Source organism: Streptomyces sp. NPDC058646 (assembly GCF_042716875.1).
GTDB lineage: Bacteria > Actinomycetota > Actinomycetes > Streptomycetales > Streptomycetaceae > Streptomyces.
Genome location: NZ_JBHXRK010000022.1, coordinates 117,524 through 138,825, shown reverse-complemented (window position 1 = coordinate 138,825; position 21,302 = coordinate 117,524). Strand labels below are relative to the sequence as shown.

At 72.5% G+C, this 21,302-nt stretch carries 17 protein-coding genes; 5 read left to right on the top strand and 12 right to left on the bottom strand.

Annotation, left to right across the window (positions count from 1 at the left end; all coding sequences use genetic code 11):
- Nucleotides 1-99: 99 nt before the first annotated feature.
- From ACFWUZ_RS25635 to bldG, 3 genes are all read right to left on the bottom strand, one after another.
- Complete coding sequence (locus ACFWUZ_RS25635) at nucleotides 100-2,502, bottom strand: sodium-translocating pyrophosphatase (protein WP_384377315.1); 2,403 nt, start codon at nucleotides 2,500-2,502, stop codon at nucleotides 100-102.
- 317 nt (nucleotides 2,503-2,819) lie between these two features.
- Nucleotides 2,820-3,260, bottom strand: a complete 441-nt coding sequence (locus ACFWUZ_RS25630) for an ATP-binding protein (RefSeq protein WP_384377312.1) — start codon at nucleotides 3,258-3,260, stop codon at nucleotides 2,820-2,822.
- Between the two features lie 99 nt (nucleotides 3,261-3,359).
- Entirely contained in the window at nucleotides 3,360-3,701 is a 342-nt protein-coding gene (bldG, locus tag ACFWUZ_RS25625; protein WP_008743037.1) for an anti-sigma factor antagonist BldG, read from the bottom strand.
- Between the two features lie 81 nt (nucleotides 3,702-3,782).
- Here bldG and ACFWUZ_RS25620 point away from each other — a divergent pair, with 81 nt between their 5' ends.
- Complete coding sequence (locus tag ACFWUZ_RS25620) at nucleotides 3,783-6,260, top strand: DEAD/DEAH box helicase (RefSeq protein ID WP_384377308.1); 2,478 nt, start codon at nucleotides 3,783-3,785, stop codon at nucleotides 6,258-6,260.
- Between the two features lie 10 nt (nucleotides 6,261-6,270).
- Here the strand turns inward: ACFWUZ_RS25620 and ACFWUZ_RS25615 are convergent, their stop codons facing one another.
- From ACFWUZ_RS25615 to ssd, 7 genes are read right to left on the bottom strand one after another with little or no spacing between them, the layout of a single operon-like run.
- Nucleotides 6,271-6,687, bottom strand: coding sequence for an Rv3654c family TadE-like protein (locus tag ACFWUZ_RS25615; RefSeq protein ID WP_384377305.1), 417 nt, complete (start codon nucleotides 6,685-6,687; stop codon nucleotides 6,271-6,273).
- Nucleotides 6,684-7,061: a TadE family type IV pilus minor pilin gene (locus tag ACFWUZ_RS25610; RefSeq protein ID WP_384377302.1), complete on the bottom strand. Its 378-nt coding sequence runs from the start codon at nucleotides 7,059-7,061 to the stop codon at nucleotides 6,684-6,686. Before ACFWUZ_RS25610 ends, ACFWUZ_RS25615 begins: the two co-directional genes overlap by 4 nt.
- Nucleotides 7,048-7,245 carry a DUF4244 domain-containing protein gene (locus tag ACFWUZ_RS25605; RefSeq protein WP_266935915.1) on the bottom strand — a complete coding sequence of 66 codons (198 nt, stop codon included), beginning with the start codon at nucleotides 7,243-7,245 and terminating at the stop codon, nucleotides 7,048-7,050. Before ACFWUZ_RS25605 ends, ACFWUZ_RS25610 begins: the two co-directional genes overlap by 14 nt.
- A gap of 60 nt (nucleotides 7,246-7,305) precedes the next feature.
- Nucleotides 7,306-8,085, bottom strand: a complete 780-nt coding sequence (locus ACFWUZ_RS25600; protein ID WP_384377299.1) for a type II secretion system F family protein — start codon at nucleotides 8,083-8,085, stop codon at nucleotides 7,306-7,308.
- Nucleotides 8,082-8,966: a type II secretion system F family protein gene (locus tag ACFWUZ_RS25595; RefSeq protein ID WP_384377296.1), complete on the bottom strand. Its 885-nt coding sequence runs from the start codon at nucleotides 8,964-8,966 to the stop codon at nucleotides 8,082-8,084. Before ACFWUZ_RS25595 ends, ACFWUZ_RS25600 begins: the two co-directional genes overlap by 4 nt.
- On the bottom strand, nucleotides 8,963-10,111 hold the full coding sequence (locus ACFWUZ_RS25590; protein ID WP_384377293.1) for a TadA family conjugal transfer-associated ATPase: 1,149 nt from the start codon (nucleotides 10,109-10,111) through the stop codon (nucleotides 8,963-8,965). Before ACFWUZ_RS25590 ends, ACFWUZ_RS25595 begins: the two co-directional genes overlap by 4 nt.
- Complete coding sequence (gene ssd / locus ACFWUZ_RS25585; protein ID WP_384377344.1) at nucleotides 10,108-11,388, bottom strand: septum site-determining protein Ssd; 1,281 nt, start codon at nucleotides 11,386-11,388, stop codon at nucleotides 10,108-10,110. Before ssd ends, ACFWUZ_RS25590 begins: the two co-directional genes overlap by 4 nt.
- Before the next feature lie 491 nt (nucleotides 11,389-11,879).
- Here ssd and ACFWUZ_RS25580 point away from each other — a divergent pair, with 491 nt between their 5' ends.
- Nucleotides 11,880-12,764, top strand: a complete 885-nt coding sequence (locus tag ACFWUZ_RS25580) for an HAD family hydrolase (RefSeq protein WP_384377290.1) — start codon at nucleotides 11,880-11,882, stop codon at nucleotides 12,762-12,764.
- A 463-nt stretch (nucleotides 12,765-13,227) separates the two neighbouring features.
- Here the strand turns inward: ACFWUZ_RS25580 and ACFWUZ_RS25575 are convergent, their stop codons facing one another.
- Nucleotides 13,228-14,049 carry an oxidoreductase gene (locus tag ACFWUZ_RS25575; protein WP_384377287.1) on the bottom strand — a complete coding sequence of 274 codons (822 nt, stop codon included), beginning with the start codon at nucleotides 14,047-14,049 and terminating at the stop codon, nucleotides 13,228-13,230.
- Nucleotides 14,050-14,158: 109 nt separating this feature from the next.
- Here ACFWUZ_RS25575 and ACFWUZ_RS25570 point away from each other — a divergent pair, with 109 nt between their 5' ends.
- Nucleotides 14,159-15,190: an ATP-binding protein gene (locus ACFWUZ_RS25570; protein ID WP_384377284.1), complete on the top strand. Its 1,032-nt coding sequence runs from the start codon at nucleotides 14,159-14,161 to the stop codon at nucleotides 15,188-15,190.
- On the opposite strand, the gene ACFWUZ_RS25565 is transcribed toward ACFWUZ_RS25570, so the two are convergent.
- Nucleotides 15,144-16,454, bottom strand: coding sequence for a hypothetical protein (locus tag ACFWUZ_RS25565; protein ID WP_384377281.1), 1,311 nt, complete (start codon nucleotides 16,452-16,454; stop codon nucleotides 15,144-15,146). The two genes, ACFWUZ_RS25570 and ACFWUZ_RS25565, sit on opposite strands and share 47 nt — an antisense overlap.
- A 235-nt stretch (nucleotides 16,455-16,689) precedes the next feature.
- Between ACFWUZ_RS25565 and ACFWUZ_RS25560 the strand changes: the two genes are divergently transcribed.
- Together ACFWUZ_RS25560 and acs are read left to right on the top strand one after the other, a co-directional pair.
- Complete coding sequence (locus ACFWUZ_RS25560; protein ID WP_384377278.1) at nucleotides 16,690-19,068, top strand: SulP family inorganic anion transporter; 2,379 nt, start codon at nucleotides 16,690-16,692, stop codon at nucleotides 19,066-19,068.
- A gap of 185 nt (nucleotides 19,069-19,253) precedes the next feature.
- Nucleotides 19,254-21,251, top strand: a complete 1,998-nt coding sequence (acs, locus tag ACFWUZ_RS25555) for an acetate--CoA ligase (RefSeq protein WP_384377275.1) — start codon at nucleotides 19,254-19,256, stop codon at nucleotides 21,249-21,251.
- The last annotated feature ends 51 nt before the right edge of the window (nucleotides 21,252-21,302 follow it).

Below are 21,302 nucleotides of genomic sequence, written 5' to 3'. Positions count from 1 at the left end.
AAAGGCGGACGGACGGCGCGTCAGTACGCGCTGCCCGTCCGCCGTTCGGGCGTACGGCCGGCCCCGCCGGCCCCGCCCGCACCCCGGTGGGACCGGGGGTCAGGAAACGGGCGCGGGATCGGCCGGCTGGGTCACCCGCTCGGCGGTCCCGTCCTCGTTCTCGTCCCCGACCGCGATGCCGCGGCGCTTGGACACGTACACCGAGCCGACGATGACGCCGATGGCGAGGACCGCCACGACCGCCCGTACCGTCGGGCTGGCGTCGTCGCCGTAGCTGAACTGCACGACGGCCGGGGCGATCAGCAGCGCCACCAGGTTCATCACCTTCAGCAGCGGGTTGATCGCCGGGCCCGCGGTGTCCTTGAACGGGTCGCCGACGGTGTCCCCGATGACGACCGCGGCGTGGGCCTCGCTGCCCTTGCCGCCGTGGTGGCCGTCCTCGACGAGCTTCTTCGCGTTGTCCCACGCGCCACCGGAGTTGGCGAGGAAGACCGCCATCAGGGTGCCCGTGCCGATGGCGCCGGCCAGGAAGGAACCGAGGGCGCCGACACCGAGGGAGAAGCCCACGGCGATCGGGGTGAGGACGGCGAGCAGGCCGGGCGTGGCGAGTTCGCGCAGCGCGTCCTTGGTGCAGATGTCGACGACGCGCCCGTACTCGGGCTTCTCGCTGTAGTCCATGATCCCGGGGTGCTCGCGGAACTGGCGGCGCACCTCGTAGACAACGGCGCCCGCGGAGCGGGAGACCGCGTTGATGGCGAGGCCGGAGAACAGGAACACGACGGCCGCGCCCAGGATCAGCCCGACGAGGTTGTTGGGCTGCGCGATGTCCAGGCTGAGGTTCATCTCCCCGGCCTTGGCCCCGACTTCCCTGACGGCCGTGGCGATCGCGTCGTTGTACGAGCCGAAGAGCGCGGCCGCGGCGAGCACGGCCGTGGCGATGGCGATGCCCTTCGTGATGGCCTTGGTGGTGTTGCCCACGGCGTCCAGGTCCGTCAGGACCTGTGCCCCGGCGCCCTCGACGTCGCCGGACATCTCGGCGATGCCCTGGGCGTTGTCGGAGACGGGCCCGAAGGTGTCCATGGCGACGATGACGCCGACGGTGGTGAGCAGGCCCGTGCCGGCCAGCGCGACCGCGAAGAGGGCCAGCATGATCGACGTGCCGCCGAGCAGGAACGCCCCGTAGACGCCGAGGCCGATGAGCAGCGCCGTGTAGACGGCGGACTCCAGGCCGACGGAGATGCCGGCGAGGACGACGGTGGCGGCTCCGGTCAGGGAGGACTTGCCGATGTCGCGGACGGGACGGCGGTTGGTCTCCGTGAAGTAGCCGGTCAGCTGCTGGATCAGGGCCGCGAGCACGATGCCGATGGCAACGGCGACGACGGCCAGGACGCGCGGGTCGCCGGGGTGGTTGGCGATCGCGGTGTCCTCGACGCCGACGAGGTCCTTGTAGCTGGACGGCAGGTAGGCGTAGACGGCGATCCCGACCAGCACCAGGGAGATCGCGGCGGAGATGAAGAACCCGCGGTTGATGGCGGTCATTCCGCTGCGGTCGGAGCGGCGCGGGGACACCGCGAAGATGCCGATCATGGCGGTGACGACGCCGATCGCGGGGACGATCAGCGGGAAGGCGAGCCCGAGGTCGCCGAAGGCGGCCTTGCCGAGGATGAGCGCGGCCACCAGGGTGACGGCGTAGGACTCGAACAGGTCGGCGGCCATTCCGGCGCAGTCGCCGACGTTGTCGCCCACATTGTCGGCGATGGTCGCGGCATTGCGCGGGTCGTCCTCCGGAATGCCCTGCTCGACCTTGCCGACCAGGTCGGCGCCGACGTCGGCGGCCTTGGTGAAGATACCGCCTCCGACACGCATGAACATGGCGATCAGGGCGGCGCCGAGGCCGAAGCCCTCCAGGACCTTGGGGGCGTCGGCGGCGTAGACCAGCACGACGCAGGAGGCGCCGAGGAGGCCGAGGCCGACGGTGAACATGCCGACCACACCGCCCGTGCGGAAGGCGATCTTCATCGCCTTGTGGGAGACCTCGGTCAGGTCCTTGGCGGGCTCGCCCTCGGCGGGGGTGGCCTCGCGTGCGGCGGCGGCGACGCGGACGTTGGCGCGGACGGCCAGACGCATGCCGATGTAGCCGGTGGCCGCCGAGAAGAGGGCGCCGACGAGGAAGAAGGCGGAACGTCCCGCCCGCTGCGACCAGTCGTCCGCGGGGAGCAGGAAGAGCAGGAAGAAGACCACGACGGCGAAGACGCCGAGCGTGCGCAGCTGGCGGCCGAGGTAGGCGTTGGCGCCTTCCTGGACGGCGGCTGCGATCTTCTTCATGCTGTCGGTTCCCTCGTCGGCGGCGAGCACCTGGCGGACCAGGATCTGCGCGACGACGAGTGCGGCAAGAGCCACTGCCGCAATGACGATCACGATGAGCCGATTGTCATCGGTGAGTACTGCTGCTGCCAGATCAGTGGTGCGGTCCGGCGCGAGAGGGGTGAAGAGCCCCGTCATTCGTCCTCCTTGACGTGATGAGCTCAAGATGTGGACGGATTGTAGGGAGCGCGCCCTGATCAAAACAGTGCGCAGGAAACGCAATTGGCCTGCTCTTGCTCCTCAGCAATAGATCGCGTCACTCCATTACCCTCGAAAGAAGTAATGGGGCAAAAGCATTGACGCTTGATCAATTGATCCGGGGCATGAAAAAGGCCCTGCTCAGCAGGGCCTTGATAAAGATCGGACGATACGACGCCGGACGCCACGGCGAGCGCCATGCAGGGCCGCGGCCGGCCACGCCCGTGGATCTGCGCGATCTGTGGGATCTGCGGGATCTACGGGAGGTTCGAGGTCCCGGAGACCGGCCAGCTCATCCGGATGGTGCCGCCCGCCTCGCCGACGGTCACCTCGACGTCGTCGACGAGCCCGCTGATCACAGCGAGGCCCATCTCGTCCTCACCGTCGATGTCGGGGTCCAGGACCGCCTCGAGGCCGGGCACGGCATCGGCCGGACCGCCGCCCGGTCCGATGACCTCGTCACCGACCTCGATGGAGAACACCTTCTCCTCCTCGGTCAGCACGACCCGGACCGGCGCGGTCAGCCCGTTGCTCCGATGGAGTCCGACGGCGCGCGAACAGGCCTCACCCACGGCGAGGCGAACCTCGTCGAGGACGGCTTCCTCCACGCCGGCCCGCCGCGCCACGGCGGCCGCGACCAGGCGGGCCGTCCGGACGTGTTCGGGCTGGGCGCTGAAGCGCAGTTCAACGGTGGCCATGCGCGTCCCCCTCGGACTACGGGCGTGCCTTGACAGGGGCCCGGGCCACCCGTGGCCCGGTACCCCCGCTCCTTGTCGGCTCCTTGCCGCCTGGAGCCGTCAGTCGGTGGCGTTGACGGCGTCTTCCACCGTGGTGTGGATCGGGAACACCTTGGTCAGACCGGTGATGCGGAAGATCTTCAGGATGCGCTCCTGGTTGCACACCAGTCGCAGCGAACCCTCGTGCGCACGGACGCGCTTGAGGCCTCCCACAAGCACACCGAGTCCGGTGGAGTCGAGGAAGTCCACTCGCTCCATGTCGACAACCAGGTGGTAGCTGCCGTCGTTCACCAACTCGACCAACTGCTCGCGCAGCTTGGGCGCGGTATACACATCAATCTCGCCACCGACCTCTACGACCGTACGGTCGCCGACAGTGCGAGTCGACAGGGACAGGTCCACGGATCCTCCAGCACCTTGCTATCGAGCGGCGCCCCCCAGGGGCCTCCCCACCCGAAGGTGGGCGAGGGATTGGCTGCCGCAATGGCATTCAATCACTTACCGGCAGGCGCGCACGACGCCTTGGGACCATTGTCCCGCACGCCGGTGACACACTCGGTTCCAATGGCCAATACTCACCGCCCCGGTCGGCCCACGGTACCCGCGGACGCCCGACCCACCCCCGGCACGGTCCTGGACCGGCTGGCACGGGGGTCTTCCCGGGCTGCGCGCATCACCCATACGGAGCACTTGCCCCCTCGGGCGGGTCGTCATGCAGTCTGGCCCGACCGCATCCGAACGGATGTCGTAGCCGCGATTCAGTCCGCCGGGATCGGCCATCCGTGGGAACACCAGGCCGAAGCCGCCGAGCGCGCCCTGGACGGCGAGTCCGTGGTCGTCGCCACCGGCACCGCCTCGGGCAAGTCACTGGCCTACCTCGCGCCCCTGCTGTCTGCCCTCGCGGACGGCGCCGAGGCCCCGAACGGGCGCGGGGCCACGGCCCTGTACCTGGCCCCCACCAAGGCCCTGGCGGCCGACCAGCGGCGCGCCGTACGGGAGCTTGCCGCGCCGCTCGGCAACGCGGTCCGCCCCGCCGTCTACGACGGGGACACGCCGGTCGAGGAACGCGAGTGGGTGCGCCAGTACGCGAACTACGTGCTGACCAACCCCGACATGCTGCACCGCGGCATCCTCCCGGCCCACCCGCGCTGGGCCTCCTTCCTGCGGGCCCTGCGCTACGTCGTGATCGACGAGTGCCACACCTACCGCGGAGTATTCGGCTCCCACGTGGCCCAGGTGCTGCGCCGGCTGCGGCGGCTGTGCGCCCGGTACGGCTCCGAACCCGTCTTCCTGCTGGCCTCCGCCACCGCGAGCGACCCGGCGGCCGCCGCCTCCCGGCTGACCGGGGTGCCGGTGACGGAGATCACCGACGACGCCTCCCCCCGGGGCGAGGTGGTCTTCGCCCTGTGGGAGCCGCCGCTGCTCACCGACCTGCGGGGCGAGAAGGGCGCTCCCGTACGCCGTACGGCCACGGTGGAGACCGCCGACCTCCTGACGGACCTGGTCGTGATGGGGGTCCGCACCGTGGCCTTCGTACGCTCCAGGCGGGGCGCCGAGCTGATCTCCGTGATCGCCCAGGAACGGCTCGCGGCGGTCGACCGCTCGCTGGTCCGGCGCGTCGCGGCCTACCGGGGCGGCTACCTGCCCGAGGAGCGCCGGGCCCTGGAGCGGGCCCTGCACTCGGGGGAGCTGCTGGGACTGGCCGCCACGACGGCCCTGGAGCTGGGTGTGGACGTCTCGGGGCTGGACGCCGTACTCATCACCGGGTACCCGGGCACCCGGGCCTCCCTGTGGCAGCAGGCGGGCCGCGCCGGGCGCTCGGGGCAGGGGGCCCTGGCCGTCCTGATCGCCCGGGACGACCCGCTGGACACCTACCTGGTCCACCACCCCGAGGCGCTGTTCCAGCAGCCCGTGGAGGCGACCGTCCTGGACCCCGACAATCCGTACGTCCTCGCCCCCCACCTGTGCGCGGCCGCCGCGGAGCTGCCGCTGACCGAAGCGGATCTGGCTCTTTTCGGCCCCTCGGCGGCCGAACTGCTCCCCCAGCTGGAAGCGGCCAGGCTGCTGCGCCGGCGGGCCACGGCCTGGCACTGGACCCGGCGGGAGCGCGCCTCGGACCTGACCGACATCCGGGGCGGCGGGGGCCGCCCGGTGCAGATCGTCGAGGCCGCGACCGGGCGGCTGCTGGGCACGGTGGACGAATCCGCGGCCCACACCGCCGTCCACGACGGGGCCGTCCACCTCCACCAGGGCCGCAGCTACCTGGTGAAGCAGCTGGACCTGGAGGACTCGGTGGCCCTGGTCGAGCAGGCCGATCCGCCCTTCTCCACCACGGCCCGCGACACCACCGCCATCTCCGTCCTGGAGACCGAGACCGAGATCCCCTGGGGCTCGGGCCGGCTCTGCTACGGCTCCGTCGAGGTCACCAACCAGGTCGTCTCCTACCTGCGCCGCAAGCTGATCACCGGCGAGGTGCTGGGCGAGGCCAAGCTGGACCTGCCGCCCCGCACCCTGCGCACCCGGGCCGTGTGGTGGACGGTCACCGAGGACCAGCTCGACGAGGCCCGGATCGGCCCGGAGATCCTCGGCGGAGCCCTGCACGCCGCCGAGCACGCCTCCATCGGCCTGCTCCCGCTGTTCGCCACCTGCGACCGCTGGGACATCGGCGGCGTCTCCGTGCCGCTGCACCCCGACACGCTGCTGCCCACGGTCTTCGTCTACGACGGCCACCCGGGCGGAGCCGGTTTCGCCGAGCGGGCCTTCCACACGGCCCGCGCCTGGCTGACGGCGACCCGCGACGCGATCGCCGCTTGCGAGTGCGAGGCCGGCTGCCCCTCCTGCATCCAGTCGCCCAAGTGCGGCAACGGCAACGACCCCCTCCACAAGCGCGGAGCGGTGCGCCTCCTGACCCGCCTCCTCTCCGAAGCCCCGCCCGCACCCGCGCCCACGCCCACGCCCTGAGGCCACTGCCCTACGCCCGGGCCCCGAGGCCCGGCCCCCGGAAGTCCGGGCGGGAGCCGCGGGGCCGGTCGGGCCCCCGCGGCGGATCCGGAGGCGCAGCCGGGGGCGGGCCCGCGCGGGCCCGGACCACCGGGGTGAAGGGCCCCTCCGCGCACCGGGCCGCGACCTCCACGGCCTCGCCCTCCACCCGGCACGCGGTGAGCAGCGCACCCTGGGCCCGGGCGATACGCCCACCCGTGGCACAGGCCGCCTCCGGGCCGTGGGCCCAGCTCGACGCGGCCGCCAGCGCCGCCAGGTCGGCGGCCGCCGCCGCCCGGTGACGGGCCACGACCGCCTGCCCGAGCAGGAGCACGCCGCCGAACACCGCGCAGAGCACCGTGGCCACCAGCGTCGCCCACACCGTGGCCGACCCCCGGTCCCGGCTCACGACGGCGGCCCCACGCTGTCCTCCGCCAGGGCCACCGCCTGCGCCCCGAGCCGTACCGGCAGCCCGCCCGGCCCCGGCGCGGGTGCGGCGACCCGCACCCGCCACAGATCGCCCACCCGCTCGACCTCCACTCGCGCCCCGGGGGGCGCGGCCGACCGGGCCGCCGCCACCGCCGTCTCCCCCGGTTCCGCCCGGGCCGCCGCCCGGGCACCGGCCCGGGCGGCGTCCACACACCGGATCTGCGCGGCCGCCGCCATCAGCGCCCACACCAGGAGCGCGGCGAACAGCACCAGCGCCGGAATCACCAGGGCCGCCTCCGCGGTCACGTATCCCCTGTCCCCGAAGGCCCGTGACTTTCCCTCAGAACGGCACATCGAGCGCCTTCCCGATGGTCGACTGAAGGGCCGTGGAGACGACTTCGCTCGTCACCACCTTGTACAGAACGGCCGCGAACGCACACGCCGCGATCGTGCCCATGGCGTATTCCGAAGTCGACATTCCCGCATCGCCGCGACAGCCGCGCAGCGCCGTCCGGACACGAAACCAGATGATCCTCATGACAGCCTCCGTTGATTTCCGTTGCAGTGCGTGTGGTCCATATGAGTGGTGAATGTGACGTCAGTGGTCCGAGAGAAGACCGGAGGCCATACCGATCACCACCGGAGCGACCCCGATCGCGAGAAATGCGGGAAGGAAACAAAGCCCCACCGGTGCGGTGACCAGCACCGCCGCCCGCTGCGCCCTGGCACCCGCCTGACGGGCCCGGTCCGCCCTCAGGGCCGTGGCGAGCCGGGAGACCGGCTCCGCGGCGGGCGCCCCGGTCCGGGCCGCCCGCTCCAGGCATTCGGCGAGCACCCCGGCTCCTGGTATCTCCGCCAACCTCCCCCACGCGGCGCCCGGTTCGCCTCCCAGCCGCAGCTGCGCCCCGGCCAGCGCCAGCCGTTCACCCACCGGGCCGCCCAGGGACTCGCCGACCACCTCCGCGGCCTCGACCGGTCCCGCACCGGCTGCCAGGCACGCCGCCAGCAGATCCGCGGCGAACGGCAGCTGATGCTCCGCCTCCGCCGGGTCGACCCCGGCCGCCGGGCGCGCCCTGGCCCGCCACCGCCACACCCCGAGGGCCGCCGCGCAGCCGGCCGCCGCCCCGACCGGGCCGCCGATCAGCACCCCGCCCGCCAGCACGGCCCCGGCCGGCCCGGCCCACACGGCCACCGCACCCCGCATCCCGGCGCCGAACCCCGGCCCGCCGCCGGGCGCCGCCCTCGCGAACACCGCTTCGGTACGGCGCCGGGCCGCCCGCGCCCGGACCCGGGCGGCGACCACCGCCGCCACGGCCAGCAGGGCCGCCCCGAGGCACAGCGCCGTCCCCAGCCTGTGGACGGCGAACCCGCCCGTCACCGCTCCCCCGTCCGGACGATCCGACGGCACCACAGCAGACCCAGCGCCTCCAGCAGCGCCCCCGCCAGCAGGCACCCCCACCCGATCGGCGTGTGCAGCAGCACCCGCAGCGGATCCGCCCCCAGCCCCGTCCCGATCAGCAGCCCCACCAGGGGCAGCAGGGCGAGCACGACGGCCGTGGACCTGGCCCCCGCCAGCTGGGCCCGCAAGGACTCCTCCCGGTCCCGCTCGGCCCGCAGGGCCCCTTCCAGCCGGTCCAGCCCAGCGGCCAGGCCCGCGCCTCCGTCGACCGACACCCGCCAGCAGGCGGCCATCCCGGCCAGCCCTTCCGCGCCGGGCTCCCGCGCCGCCTGGCGCAGCGCCCCGGGCACGTCCCCGCCGAACGCCGCGGCGGCCAGGACGCCCGCCTCCGCCGCTCCCGGCCCGCCCGGACCGGACACCGTCCGGCGCATCGCGGCGGTCAGCGCCTGCCCGGGCTGCGCCCCGGCCCGCAGCTCCCCCACCGCCGCCCCGCACAGGGCCACCACCTCGGCCGCCCGCGCCACCCGGGCCCGGCGTCGCTCCCGCGCACCCAGCCACCGGCGGACCAGCGGAACCGCCGCCGCACCGGCGGCCAGCGGGATCACCGACCCGCCCAGCAGCGCGAGCACCAGCCCGGCCCCCAGCGGGGCCCACTCCCGCCACCGCGCGGCCCGTACCCGTACGGCGATCACCAGCCGGTCCCGGCGCACCGGCCCGCCGGGCAGTACCGGGGCGCCCCCGGCCAGCACCACCCGGGCCCGCCGCACCCCCTGGTCTCCCCCGGCCACCGTCCAGGCGGCCGCACCAGCACAGAGCACCCCGGCGAACACGGGCACCGACAGGCCCGCCCCGGCGCTCACCGGGCACCTCGCAGCAGCGGCCGCAGCCGCTCCCAGCCCCGCTCCCGTACGAAGCCCCGCGCAGCCCACCGCAGCGCCGGTACGGTCACCACCAGCCCGGCGGCGTCCCGCTCCAGCACGTGCACCTCGGCCACCCGGCGGCGCCCCTCCCGGTCCCGGACCAGGTGGATCACCAGGGTCAGCGCGGCCGCCAGCTGACTGTGGAGGGCGGCCCGGTCGAGCCCTGCGGCGGTCCCCAGTGCCTCCAGCCGGGCCGGGACGTGGGCGGCGGCATTGGCGTGGACCGTCCCGCAGCCCCCTTCGTGGCCCGTGTTCAGGGCGGCGAGCAGGTGGGTGACCTCGGCGCCCCGGACCTCACCGACGACCAGCCGGTCCGGCCGCATCCGCAGGGCCTGCCGGACGAGATCCGCCAGGGTGACCAGCCCCGCCCCTTCCTGGTTGGCCGGCCGGGTCTCCAGCCGCACCACATGGGGATGGTCGGGGCGCAGTTCGGCCGAGTCCTCGGCCAGCACGATCCGCTCACCGGGTCCCACGAGCCCCAACAGGGCACTGAGCAGAGTGGTCTTGCCCGTGCCGGTCCCTCCGGAGACGAGGAACGACAGCCGGGCCTCGATCATCTCCCGGAGCAGCCGGTGCCCGCCGGGCGGCAGGGTCCCCGCCGCCACGAGCTCCTCCAGCGTGAAGGCCCGCGGCCGCACCACCCGCAGCGAGAGGCAGGCCGACCCGACCGCCACCGGAGGCAGCACCGCGTGCAGCCGGGTGCCGTCCGGCATCCGGGCGTCCACCCAGGGTCGGGCGTCGTCCAGCCGGCGGCCCGCGACGGCGGCCAGCCGCTGGGCCAGCCGGCGCACGGCATCGGGTCCTTCGAAGGTCACCCCGGTCAGCTCCAGCCCGCCGCCGCGGTCCACCCACACCCGGTCGGGGGCGGCCACCAGCACGTCGGTGACCTCCGGGTCGTCCAGCAGCGTCTCCAGCGGTCCCGCGCCGACCAGCTCGGACCGCAACTCGGCTGCCACCCCGAGCACTTGTGCGCCCCCCAGCAGCCTTCCCTGGGCCCGCAGCGCGGCGGCCACCCTGGCCGGCGTCGGCTCCGCCCCGCTCTCGGCGAGCCGCTGGCGCACCGCGTCCAGCAGCACGGCACTCATGCCGGCACCCCCTGGGCGGAGCCCAGCGCACGCCGCCAGAAGCCGTCGCAGAACCGGGCCAGGGCGCCCCGTCCCTCGGACCCCGGCGGTTCCCCCTCGGCCACCCGCCCGGGGAGCCCCACCTCGACCGGCACCTCACCCGCCAGCGGCGCTCCCAGCAGTTCCGCCACGGTCTCGGGGTCGAGCCCGCCCGGGCTGCGGCCCCGCACGACCACGCGCACGTCCCGGGCCACCATCCGCACCCCGGCCGCCACCCGGCCGGCGGCGGCCACGGCCCGCAGCTCGCCCGGCACCACCATCAGCACCAGGTCCAGCTGGGCCAGTACCTCGGCCACGGCCTCGTCGACCCGCCGGGGCAGGTCGACCACCACGATCCCGCCCCGGCGGCGCGCGGCGGCCACCACCGACCTCATCGCGGCGGGCGGCACCACGACCCGGTCCCCGCGGTCCCAGCTGAGCACCCTGAGGGCGTGCAGTTCGGGCAGGGACTCCTCCAGGGCCCCGGCGCCGACACGTCCCCGCGATCCCGCGAAGTCCGGCCAGCGCAGTCCTTCGGCGCTCTCGCCCCCGAGCAGGACGTCCATGCCGCCGCCGAGCGGATCCCCGTCGATGAGGATGGTCCGCTCCCCGGTGCGCGCGGCCCGGAGGGCGAGGGCGCAGGCGAGGGTGGAGGCCCCCGCCCCGCCGCTGCCGCCGATCACCCCTACGGCGAGGGCGGGACGCCCGGCTCCTTCGACCACATCGGCGATCCGGTCGACGAGCTGGGCCTCGGCATCGGGCAGCCGGAGCACCTCCTGCGCGCCGATCTCCACGGCCCGCTGCCACACCCGGGGATCGTCCAGGTCCCGGCCGACGAGGAACACCCCGTCCCTGCGGGGCGCCCCCCTCACCCGCCTGGCGGCATCGTCCCCGACCAGGACGAGCGGCGCGGACTCCCACCCGACACTGCCGGGACCGCCCGCACTTCCGGAACTTCCGGCACTCCCCGCGTGTCCGGCATCTCCGGCCCTCGCGGCCGGCCGGTCGCCCCCTGCACCCCAGGGGGCTCCCGTGCGGGGAGGCCCGTCACCACCGCCCCCCGCGTCACTTCCCTCGCCTCCGTCACCGGTTGGACTTTGCTCCGGCATCGAGTGACGCACATGCGGTTCGGCGCCCGCGGCAGCACACAGCCGCAGCAGGTCGTCGAGCAGCAGGGGATCCTCGGTGATGATCAGCGGCCGCCCGCCGACCGGGGCCACCGCGCGTGTCCGGCCCGGGGGCCTGGTCCCGCCCGCCAATACGGACGCCGTCACTCCGTATGACTTCGATCGCAGCACGATCTCCGCCTCCTTCTCACTGCAAATCCAGCACCGCGGACTTCGCGGCTGGAATCACCGTGCAGCGATCAGGAAAATGAAGTGGATCTTGAGCGAAAACTGTGGACATCCCACCGCTTGTGGATATCTCCCTCACCCTGTCAGGTGAGTTCCGGAGCGCACCGGAACCACTACGCACCGTGACGGGTTGCAAGGGGTGAAGGGGCCTTCGCCGCGTGGGCCCCACGAGGGACGGGGGCCAGGAGATGGTCACTTGGGGCCGAAGGCAGGGACGCGAACCGCGTCCGGACATGCGACGACCCCCGCCGGGGGGGAGAGCGGGGGTCGTCCCCACGGTCCGACTCGGGGGGGGAGGAGCCAGACCGGGTTAGCACGGTCGCGAACGATCCGTGACTTCCATGGTGTACCCGAGAGGCCTCTCAGGCAAACCCACGCGCCACACCTTACGCCGAATGGTGGGCGCATATGCTCGGGGCGTGGAAAATCAGCCCTTGCCGCACTCCTTGCCTCGTACCGCAGCCTTCTTCGACCTGGACAAGACGGTCATTGCGAAGTCGAGCACTCTGACGTTCAGCAGGTCCTTCTACCAGGGCGGGCTCATCAACCGGCGAGCCGTGCTGCGCACCGCGTACACGCAGTTCATCTTCCTGGCCGGCGGCGCCGACCACGATCAGATGGAGCGGATGCGCGAGTACCTGTCCGCCCTCTGCAAGGGGTGGAACGTGCAGCAGGTGCGGGAGATCGTCGCGGAGGCCCTGCACGACCTCATCGACCCGATCATCTACGACGAGGCCGCGTCCCTCATCGAGGCCCACCACACGGCCGGCCGCGACGTGGTGATCGTGTCGACCTCCGGAGCGGAAGTCGTCGAACCGATCGGGGAGATGCTCGGCGCGGACCGGGTCGTCGCCACCCGCATGGTCGTCGGCGACGACGGCTGCTTCACCGGCGAGATCGAGTACTACGCCTACGGGCCCACGAAGGCGGAGGCCGTCCGGGAGCTCGCCGAGTCCGAGGGGTACGACCTCTCCAAGTGCTACGCGTACAGCGACTCGGCCACCGACGTCCCCATGCTGGAGGCGGTCGGACACCCGCACGCCGTCAATCCGGACCGGGCGCTGCGCCGGGAGGCGGTGGCGCGGGAGTGGCCGGTGCTGGTCTTCAACCGGCCCGTGCGCCTGAAGCAGCGGGTGCCGGGGCTGTCGATGCCGGCCCGCCCGGCGCTGGTCGCCGCGGCGGCCGTGGGCGCGGCCGCCGCCACGGCGGGGCTCGTCTGGTACGCGAGCCGGCGCCGGGCCGGCGCACTGGCCGCCGCTGCCGCTGCCGCTCCCGCATGAGCCTGCGGGGGACGCCCCGACACCCGGGCCGGTCCGACCCGGGCTGAGCGGGCCCGGGGCCCGACCGGACCGACCGGACCGACCGGACCTGACCTGGAGCGCTTAGCGTCGTCCGGTTCATCCCGGATCGCCCGAGAAAAGTAAAGAAGTGGAGCCAGGGGTTTCGCTTATCTCTCCAGCGGAGTACAAAGTAGTTAACGGCCCGCGAGACCAAAGAACATCCGAGAGGATCATCTTTAAAACGCAGTAAGGCCCACGGACCGAAGCACGAACGCCGAGCACCCACGCGACGTCGACCCGTCGATTACGGGCCAGCCGCACCAGGGAACGGGCAAAGTTCCCGACCTGATGGGCAATCATCGAGGACGCTTGGTAACTGGGCGCAAGTGCCAGCGGCGACACCAAGGCAAGACGGTGTCGCCGCAACCCTTTGCCCGACCGGAGGACGCCCGGCCGGAAGACCTCAGGCCGCGCCGCGCTGCAGGGCTTCGCAGACCGCCGTCGACTCGCGGACACCGAGCTCGATCGCCCGGCCGCAGTGGGCGATCCAGGCGGCCATCCCCTCCGCGGTCCCGGAGACGTACCCCTCGAACGCCGCCAGATAGGCCTCACGCCCCTGTTCGGCGTGGCCGACCTCCGCGGGACAGATCGCCTTGGGGTCGAGCCCGCTGTTGATCAGCACGATCCGCTCGGCCGCGCGCGCCACCAGGCCGTTCCAGGTGCCGAAGGGCCGCAGGGCCAGCAGCTCCCCGTGCACCACCGCCGCCGTGACCAGCGCCGGGGCCGAACCGCCCGCGATGATCAGGCCGGATAGGCCTTCCAGCCGGCCCGCCACCTCGTCCGCGCCGGGCAGCGGCAGGTCCACCAGGGGCTCGACGACCGGTTCGCCGGCGAGGCGCGGCCGGCCCACCACGTCCCCGTCCGCCGTCGAGCCCGAGGCCACCAGGTGCAGCCGGGCCAGGACCCGCAGCGGCGACTGGCGCCAGATGCTCAGCAACTGCCCGGCCTCGGCGGTCAGCCGCAGCGCGGCACCCACCGTCAGCGCCTCGGGCTCCGAGCCGAAGTCGGTCCGGCGGCGCACTTCCTCCAGGGCCCAGTCCGCCCCGGACAGCGCCGCGCTCCCGCGCGCACCGCGCAGCGCGGCCTCCGAGGTGATCTCCCCGCTGCGGCGGCGCATGACCCGGTGCCCGTAGACCCGGTCCACGGCCTTGCGTACGGAATCCACGGACTCGGCGACACCCGGCAGCCCGGCCAGCGCGGCCAACGGGTCAGTAGCGCTACTCATAAGTAGGGAGCCTACGCACTGTGGGCCCCTAGCACCGACCCCTCCTTGGAGTGGCCTTCTTCACTCACCTAGACCACAGAACGCTACGAACCCACTACGCTTGGTGAACATGAAGATCGCTTTCGTAGGAAAGGGCGGCAGCGGCAAGACCACGCTGTCCTCCCTCTTCATCCGCCACCTCGCCGCGAACGAGGCCCCCGTCGTCGCGGTGGACGCCGACATCAACCAGCACCTGGGCGCCGCGCTCGGCCTCGGCGAGGACGAGGCCGCCGGGCTGCCCGCCCTGGGTGCGCACCTGCCCCTGATCAAGGAATACCTGCGCGGCACCAACCCGCGCATCGCGTCCGCCGACACGATGATCAAGACCACCCCGCCCGGCGCGGGCTCCCGCCTGCTCACCGTCACCGAGGACAACCCGGTGTACGAGGCCTGCGCGCGCACGCTGCTGCTCGACGGCGAGCCCGTACGGCTCATGGCCACCGGGCCGTTCACCGAGTCCGACCTGGGCGTGGCCTGCTACCACTCCAAGGTCGGAGCGGTCGAGCTGTGCCTCAACCACCTGGTCGACGGGCCGGAGGAGTACGTCGTCGTCGACATGACGGCGGGCTCCGACTCCTTCGCCTCGGGCCTGTTCACCCGCTTCGACGTGACCTTCCTGGTCGCCGAGCCGACCCGCAAGGGCGTGTCCGTCTACCGCCAGTACAAGGAGTACGCGCGGGACTTCGGCATCGCCCTCAAGGTGATCGGCAACAAGGTGCAGGGGCCGGAGGACATCGAGTTCCTCCAGGACGAGGTGGGCGAGGACCTGCTGGTCACCGTCGGCCACTCCGACTGGGTACGGACCATGGAGAAGGGCCGCCCGGCCGCCTTCGAGCTGCTGGAGGCGACCAACCGGCTGGCCCTGCAGGTCCTCCAGGACGCGGCCGACGACTCCTACGCCCACCGCGACTGGGACCGGTACACCGAACAGATGGTGCGCTTCCACCTGAAGAACGCGGAGAGCTGGGGCAACGCCAAGACCGGGGTCGACCTGGCGGACCAGATCGACCCCGGTTTCGTCCTGCACGAGGGACTCGCGGAGCGGAGGGAGCTCGTCAGCCCTCGTCCGCACCTCCATCAGCCGAGTCCTCAGCCTGCATGACCTCGGCACCGGACGCGGGGGCCGCCGGCTTCGGCGGCGGCCCCGCCGTCAGGAGCTTCGCCCAGCCCTCCTTCGGCGCCTCGCCGACGTCGAGGGTGCGCATCCACTCCAGGACCTTGGGGTCCTGGGCGTCCAGCCAGTCGGCCAGCTCGCGGAAGGGCACGCACCGGACCTCCTTCTGCGTGCACATCGTCTTGATGGACTCCTCGACGGCGCGCATGTAGGTGCCGCCGTTCCAGGACTCGAAGTGGTTGCCGATGATCAGCGGTGCGCGGTTGCCCTGGTAGGCCCGGCCGAAGGCCTGCAGGAGGCCGTCGCGCATCTGGTCACCCCAGTACTCGTGCTGCGACGGGTCGCCCTGCGAGGTGGTCCCGGACTGGTTGGTCATGAAGTTGTAGTCCATGCTCAGCGTCTCGAAGGCGCGGCCCGGCACGGGGACCAGCTGGAGCGGGATGTCCCACAGCCCGTCGGTCTTCTTGGGCCAGATCTGCTTGCTGATGCCGCTGGAGTCGTAGCGGAACCCCAGGTCCTTCGCCGCCAGCATGAAGTTCTTCTGGCCTTCCAGGCAGGGGGTCCGGGCCCCGACCAGCTCCTTGTCGTAGTCGAAGGGGAGCGCCTCCATGTCCTTCAGGCCCGCATGGGTCTTCCAGTTCTTGACGAAGGACTTGGCCTGGCTGATCTCGCTCTTCCACTCCTCCACGGACCACGTGCCGACGCCGCCGTCGGGGCCGCAGAAGTGGCCGTTGAAGTGGGTGCCGATCTCGTTGCCCTCCAGCCAGGCCCCGCGCACCTGGGTGGCGGTGTCCTTGATGCCCTGGAGGTCGCCGAAGCCGATGTCGGACCGGCCCGGGGAGTGCTGCGGAGCGGTGTAGAGGGAGCGCTTCTCCTCCGGGAGCATGTACACGCCGCTGAGGAAGTACGTCATCCGCGCGTTGTACTTCTTGCCGACCTGACGGAAGTGGGAGAACAGCTTCTGACTGTCCTCGCCGGCGCCGTCCCACGAGAACACCACGAACTGCGGCGGCTTCTCACCGGGCTTCAGCTTCTGCGGCTTCACGACGTTCGGCTGCGGGCCGGTGTAGGCGGTCGAGCCGTCACCGATGGGCCTGTTCACGCTGCCGGGAAGCTCCGGCGCCGCGACGCCCTTCCTCGCACCCCCGGGCGCCGGCGACCCGCCCGACTCCGAGCCGCTGCATCCGGCGGCACCCAGGACCAGCGCCGTGGCGACCAGGCCACCAGCGATCTTCTTCGTGGCGGCGATCATCCGCCCCACCTCTCCCTCGCATTTCCGACGCAGGACTTCCGCGCCGCAACGTCCCATGCGGTACAAGATTAAGAAGATGTGACAAGCCGTAAAAAATGCCTATTCACCCATGTGTAGTAACTTCTCGGCCATTTGCCCGTATTAACCGCCACTCCCCTTTACTCTCCATTACCATCCATTTACCGAGTGTTGAGACTCCCGCCGCTTCATCCCTCCTCAGAGGAGACGGGACCTTATGACAGCCACCGCACCCACCACCGCCACGAACAAGGCCGCCCCGGCGGACCTGTCCGCCGACCTCTCCGCCTCCGTAGCCGTCTTCCTGATCGCACTGCCGCTCTCCCTCGGCATCGCCCTGGCCACCGGAGCCCCGCTTCAGGCGGGGCTGGTCGCCGCGGCGGTCGGCGGGATCGTGGCCGGGCGGCTCGGCGGCGCCCCGCTCCAGGTGAGCGGGCCGGCCGCCGGACTCACCGTGGTCACCGCCGAGTTGATCCAGCACTACGGCTGGCGCACCACCTGCGCCATCACCGTGCTCGCCGGACTGTGCCAGCTCGGCCTCGCCTTCCTGCGGACCGCCCGCTCGGCCCTGATGGTGAGCCCGGCCATCGTGCACGGCATGCTCGCGGGCATCGGCGTGACCATCGCGCTGGCCCAGCTGCACATCGTGCTCGGCGGCACACCGCAGAGCTCCGCCGTGGCCAACGTCCTCGGCCTGCCCGGCCAATTGGCCGACCTGCATCCGGCCGCCCTCGGTGTCAGTGTGCTGACGCTGGTGGTCCTGCTCAGCTGGCCCCGTCTGCCCGGGCGGGCGGGCACCGCCCTGCGCAAGATGCCGGCCGCGCTCGCCGCCGTCGCCACGGCCACGGCCTGCGCCGCGCTCGCCGGGCTCGCCCTCCCCCGGGTCGACCTGCCCTCCTGGCGCAGCCACGCCCTGCCCGAACTGCCCCAGGGCCCGTTCCTCGGACTCGTCGCCGCCGTGCTGACCATCACCCTGGTCGGCAGCGTGGAGTCGCTGCTGTCCGCGGTCGCCACCGACAAGCTGATCGGCTCCGAGCGCCCCCCGGCCAACCGGCCGCCGCGCGTCGACCTCAACCGGGAACTGCGGGGCCAGGGCGCCGCCAACATCGTCTCGGGGTCCCTCGGGGGGCTGCCCATCACGGGCGTCGCCGTCCGCAGCGTGGCGAACGTCAAGGCCGGTGCGACCAGCCGCAGGTCGTCCATGCTCCACGGCTTCTGGGTGCTCCTGGCGGCGGGTCTGCTGGTCCCCGTGCTCGACCTGATCCCGCTGGCCGCGCTGGCCGCGCTGGTGATGGCCGTCGGCGTGCAGATGGTCAGCATCACGCACCTGCGCAACGTCACCCGGCACGGCGAGGTCCTGGTCTACGGCACGACCATCGCGGCCGTGGTGCTCGGCGGGGTGCTGGAGGGTGTGGCCATCGGCATCGCCGTGGCCGTCGCGCTGGCCCTGCACCGCCTCGCCCGGACCCGGATCACCCTCGAGAAGCAGGACGACGGCGTCCACCGGGTCTGGGCGCGCGGGCAGTTGACCTTCCTCGCGGTACCGCGGCTGAGCCGGATCCTGAACCAGATCCCGCACGGGGCGCACGCGGTGGTGGAGCTGGACGGCTCCTTCATGGACCACGCGGCGTACGAGACGCTCCACGACTGGCAGGACTCCCACCGGGCGCACGGGGGATCGGTGGACGTCACCGGCCGCTCCGGGGCCCGCAATCCGGAGACCGAGGAGGATCCGCCGGCCGCCCCGACGGGGGCGCACCAGTGCTGCCGGCCCTGGACCCCCTGGCAGAACCACTGCGACCACCGGCCCGCACAGGCCCGTACGGCGGCCGCCCCGTCAAAGACGGCCGCGACGGGTGCGACGGCCACGACGGAGGCGCCGGCGGCGTCCGGGGCGGAGTGCGACGCGCCCGCGGCCCGGCGCCGCGGAGCCGGGCAGCTGGCGAACGGCATCGGCACGTTCCAGCGGGACACCGCTCCGCACGTACGGGACGAACTGGCCCGGCTGGCCCGCGAGGGGCAGCGGCCCTCACAGCTGTTCCTCACCTGCGCGGACTCCCGCCTGGTGACCAGCATGATCACGGCCAGCGGCCCGGGCGACCTGTTCACGGTCCGCAACGTCGGCAACCTCGTCCCGCTGCCGGGAGCCGAGTCCACGGACGACTCGGTCGCGGCGGCCATCGAGTACGCCGTGGACGTGCTCAAGGTCGACAGCATCACGGTCTGCGGGCACTCGGGCTGCGGGGCGATGCAGGCCCTGCTCACCTCCTCCCCCACGACTTCGATGACCCCGCTGCGCCGCTGGCTGCGGCACGGCCTGCCCAGCCTGGAGCGCATGGGCAGCCGCCACCACGCCTGGGCCCGGATCGCCGGCCGGCTGCCGGCGGACGCCGTGGAGCAGCTCTGCCTGACCAACGTGGTGCAGCAGCTGGAGCACCTGCGGGCCCACGAATCGGTGGCCCGGCGGCTGGCCGAGGGCACCCTGGAGCTGCACGGGATGTACTTCCACGTGGGCGAGGCGCAGGCGTACCTGCTGTCCGAGGGCGAGGACTTCTTCGACTGCCGGGTCTTCGACAGCGTCGGCCAGAACGCCTGAGGTGCGGCGCCGGTGAACCGATGACCTCCCGTATCCGTGCCATCGGGTGGCCCCCTCCCGCACCCTGCAGCGGGAAGGGGCCCTTCGTGCGCCGTTCGCGTGGCCCGCACATGCGCCCAGCCGTGCTATAGGTCTAAACCAATTCCCGGCTACCCCTTGTCACCTGGGCCGCTGACTGATGAGCTATGCCCGGGGACACAACGGACACCCTGGGAAAGGGAGATGTCGTGAGCAATGAGAGCCTGGCCAATCTGCTCAAGGAGGAGCGGCGGTTCGCACCGCCTGCCGATCTGGCCGCCGCTGCCAACGTGACTCAGGCGGCGTACGCACAGGCCGACGCGGACCGGCTGGGCTTCTGGGCCGAGCAGGCCCGGCGGCTGACCTGGGCCACCGAGCCGGCCGAGACGCTCGACTGGAGCAATCCGCCCTTCGCGAAGTGGTTCGCGGACGGCAAGCTGAACGTCGCGTACAACTGCGTGGACCGCCACGTCGAGGCCGGCAACGGCGACCGCGTCGCCCTCCACTTCGAGGGCGAGCCCGGCGACAGCCGTTCGATCACCTACGCCGAGCTCAAGGACGAGGTCTCCAAGGCCGCCAACGCCCTGACCGAGCTGGGCGTCGAGGCCGGCGACCGCGTCGCCGTCTACCTGCCGATGATCCCCGAGGCGGTCGTCGCGATGCTCGCGTGCGCCCGCGTCGGCGCCGCGCACTCCGTGGTCTTCGGCGGCTTCTCGGCCGACGCCGTCGCCTCCCGCATCCAGGACGCCGACGCCAGGCTGGTCATCACCGCCGACGGCGGGTACCGCCGCGGCAAGCCGAGCGCCCTCAAGCCCGCCATCGACGAGGCCGTCGCCAAGTGCCCGCAGGTCGAGCACGTGCTCGTCGTACGCCGCACCGGCCAGGACACCGCCTTCACCGAGGGTCGCGACGTCTGGTGGCACGACGTGGTCGGCCGTCAGTCCGCCGAGCACACCCCGCAGCCCTTCGACGCGGAGCACCCCCTCTTCATCCTCTACACCTCGGGGACCACGGGGAAGCCGAAGGGCATCCTGCACACCTCGGGCGGCTACCTCACGCAGGCCGCGTACACCCACCACGCGGTCTTCGACCTGAAGCCGGAGACCGACGTCTACTGGTGCACCGCCGACATCGGCTGGGTGACCGGGCACTCCTACATCGTCTACGGGCCGCTCGCGAACGGCGCCACCCAGGTGATGTACGAGGGGACGCCGGACACCCCGCACCAGGGCCGGTTCTGGGAGGTCGTGCAGAAGTACGGCGTCACCATCCTGTACACCGCGCCCACGGCCATCCGTACGTTCATGAAGTGGGGCGACGACATCCCCGCGAAGTTCGACCTGTCGAGCCTGCGGGTGCTGGGCTCGGTCGGCGAGCCGATCAACCCCGAGGCCTGGATCTGGTACCGCAAGCACATCGGCGGCGACCGCTGCCCGATCGTGGACACCTGGTGGCAGACCGAGACCGGCGCGATGATGATCTCCCCGCTGCCGGGGGTCACCGAGACCAAGCCGGGCTCCGCCCAGCGCGCACTGCCCGGCATCTGCGCCACCGTCGTCGACGACGAGGCGCACGAGGTCCCGAACGGCGGAGGCGGCTACCTGGTCCTCACCGAGCCGTGGCCGTCGATGCTGCGCACCATCTGGGGCGACGACCAGCGGTTCATCGACACCTACTGGTCGCGCTTCGCGGGCCAGTACTTCGCGGGCGACGGTGCCAAGAAGGACGAGGACGGCGACATCTGGCTCCTCGGCCGGGTGGACGACGTGATGCTGGTCTCCGGCCACAACATCTCGACCACCGAGGTCGAGTCGGCGCTCGTCTCGCACCCCTCGGTCGCCGAGGCGGCCGTGGTCGGCGCCAACGACGAGACCACGGGCCAGGCCATCGTGGCCTTCGTCATCCTGCGGGGCAGCGCCTCCGAGACCGAGGGGCTGGTCGGGGAGCTCCGCAACCACGTGGGCGCCACCCTCGGCCCGATCGCCAAGCCGAAGCGGATCCTGCCGGTGCAGGAGCTGCCGAAGACCCGCTCGGGCAAGATCATGCGCCGTCTGCTGCGCGACGTGGCGGAGAACCGTGCGGTCGGCGACGTCACCACGCTCGCCGACTCCTCGGTCATGGACCTGATCCAGAGCAGGCTCCCGGCCGCCGGCAGCGAGGACTGACCCACCGCACCACCCGCACCCACCCGTGGGACACGGCGGGAAGGGGCATCC

Excerpts from the sequence above, each read along its gene's own strand:
- ACFWUZ_RS25635 (WP_384377315.1), bottom strand. The coding sequence starts at position 2,502 with ATGACGGGGCTCTTCACCCCTCTCGCGCCGGACCGCACCACTGATCTG.
- ACFWUZ_RS25630 (WP_384377312.1), bottom strand. The coding sequence starts at position 3,260 with ATGGCCACCGTTGAACTGCGCTTCAGCGCCCAGCCCGAACACGTCCGG.
- ACFWUZ_RS25620 (WP_384377308.1), top strand. The coding sequence starts at position 3,783 with ATGGCATTCAATCACTTACCGGCAGGCGCGCACGACGCCTTGGGACCA.
- ACFWUZ_RS25610 (WP_384377302.1), bottom strand. The coding sequence starts at position 7,061 with ATGTGCCGTTCTGAGGGAAAGTCACGGGCCTTCGGGGACAGGGGATAC.
- ACFWUZ_RS25605 (WP_266935915.1), bottom strand. The coding sequence starts at position 7,245 with ATGAGGATCATCTGGTTTCGTGTCCGGACGGCGCTGCGCGGCTGTCGC.
- ACFWUZ_RS25590 (WP_384377293.1), bottom strand. The coding sequence starts at position 10,111 with ATGAGTGCCGTGCTGCTGGACGCGGTGCGCCAGCGGCTCGCCGAGAGC.
- ACFWUZ_RS25580 (WP_384377290.1), top strand. The coding sequence starts at position 11,880 with ATGGTGGGCGCATATGCTCGGGGCGTGGAAAATCAGCCCTTGCCGCAC.
- ACFWUZ_RS25575 (WP_384377287.1), bottom strand. The coding sequence starts at position 14,049 with ATGAGTAGCGCTACTGACCCGTTGGCCGCGCTGGCCGGGCTGCCGGGT.
- ACFWUZ_RS25570 (WP_384377284.1), top strand. The coding sequence starts at position 14,159 with ATGAAGATCGCTTTCGTAGGAAAGGGCGGCAGCGGCAAGACCACGCTG.
- ACFWUZ_RS25565 (WP_384377281.1), bottom strand. The coding sequence starts at position 16,454 with ATGATCGCCGCCACGAAGAAGATCGCTGGTGGCCTGGTCGCCACGGCG.
- ACFWUZ_RS25560 (WP_384377278.1), top strand. The coding sequence starts at position 16,690 with ATGACAGCCACCGCACCCACCACCGCCACGAACAAGGCCGCCCCGGCG.
- acs (WP_384377275.1), top strand. The coding sequence starts at position 19,254 with ATGCCCGGGGACACAACGGACACCCTGGGAAAGGGAGATGTCGTGAGC.